At 43.0% G+C, this 1,506-nt stretch carries 1 protein-coding gene; it reads left to right on the top strand.

Annotated features, from left to right (window positions below):
- Positions 1-1,506, top strand: a 1,506-nt coding sequence (locus SORDD16_RS04770) for an ABC-F family ATP-binding cassette domain-containing protein (protein WP_061452558.1), incomplete at both ends; no start/stop codon positions are given.

The following is a 1,506-nucleotide window of genomic DNA, read 5'->3' as shown; positions in this document are numbered from 1 at the left end:
AAAGACATCTCTCTGTCTTATCTAGCACAGGATAGCCGTTTTGAGTCTGAAAATACCGTTTACGATGAAATGCTTCATGTCTTTGATGACTTGCGTCGGACAGAGACACAACTGCGTCAGATGGAGTTGGAGATGGGTGAAAAGTCTGGTGAAGATTTGGATAAACTGATGGCGGATTATGATCGTTTGTCTGAGAATTTTCGTCAGGCAGGTGGCTTTACCTACGAAGCTGATATTCGAGCGATTTTGAATGGCTTCAAGTTCGATGAATCTATGTGGCAGATGAAAATTGCCGAGCTTTCTGGTGGTCAAAATACTCGTTTGGCACTTGCCAAAATGCTCCTTGAAAACCCTAATCTCTTGGTCTTGGATGAGCCAACCAACCACTTGGATATCGAAACCATTGCCTGGTTGGAAAATTACCTAGTAAATTATAGCGGTGCGCTCATTATTGTCAGTCACGACCGTTATTTCTTGGACAAGGTTGCGACGGTTACACTGGATTTGACCAAGCATTCTTTGGATCGCTATGTGGGAAATTATTCTCGTTTTGTCGAGCTGAAAGAGCAAAAGCTAGCAACCGAAGCCAAGAACTATGAAAAGCAACAAAAGGAAATTGCGGCTCTAGAAGACTTTGTCAATCGCAATCTAGTCCGGGCTTCAACGACCAAGCGTGCCCAATCTCGTCGTAAACAATTGGAAAAAATGGAGCGTTTGGACAAACCTGAAGCTAGTAAGAAATCAGCCAATATGACCTTCCAGTCTGAAAAAACGTCGGGCAATGTCGTTTTGACTGTTGAAAATGCGGCTATTGGCTATGATGGGGAAATATTGTCAGAACCTATCAACCTTGACCTTCGTAAGATGAACGCTGTTGCGATTGTCGGACCAAATGGCATTGGCAAATCAACCTTTATCAAGTCAATAGTAGACCAGATCCCTTTTATCAAGGGAGAGAAGCGTTTTGGTGCCAATGTTGAGATTGGCTACTATGATCAGACTCAAAGTAAGCTAACACCAAGTAATACTGTTCTGGATGAACTTTGGAATGATTTTAAACTGACACCAGAAGTTGAGATCCGCAACCGCCTTGGTGCCTTCCTTTTCTCAGGAGATGATGTCAAAAAGTCAGTTGGCATGCTGTCAGGTGGCGAGAAAGCTCGTTTACTGCTTGCCAAACTTTCAATGGAAAACAATAACTTCTTGATTTTGGACGAGCCGACCAACCACTTGGATATTGATAGCAAGGAAGTGCTAGAAAATGCCTTGATTGACTTTGATGGGACCCTTCTTTTCGTCAGTCACGACCGTTACTTTATCAATCGTGTAGCCACTCATGTTTTGGAACTGTCTGAGAATGGTTCGACCCTCTACCTTGGAGATTATGACTACTACGTTGATAAAAAGGCCGAAATGGAAGTCAGCCAGACAGAAGAAGCTTCAACTAGCAATCAAGGAAAAGAAGCAAGTTCAGTTAATGACTACCAAGCTCAGAAAGAAAGTCAG

Origin of the sequence: Streptococcus oralis (assembly GCF_001578945.1) — a bacterium.
GTDB classification, from domain to species: Bacteria; Bacillota; Bacilli; order Lactobacillales; family Streptococcaceae; genus Streptococcus; species Streptococcus oralis_Q.
The sequence above is the reverse complement of the archived record's forward strand: the minus strand, read 5'-3'. Positions and strand labels throughout refer to the sequence as shown.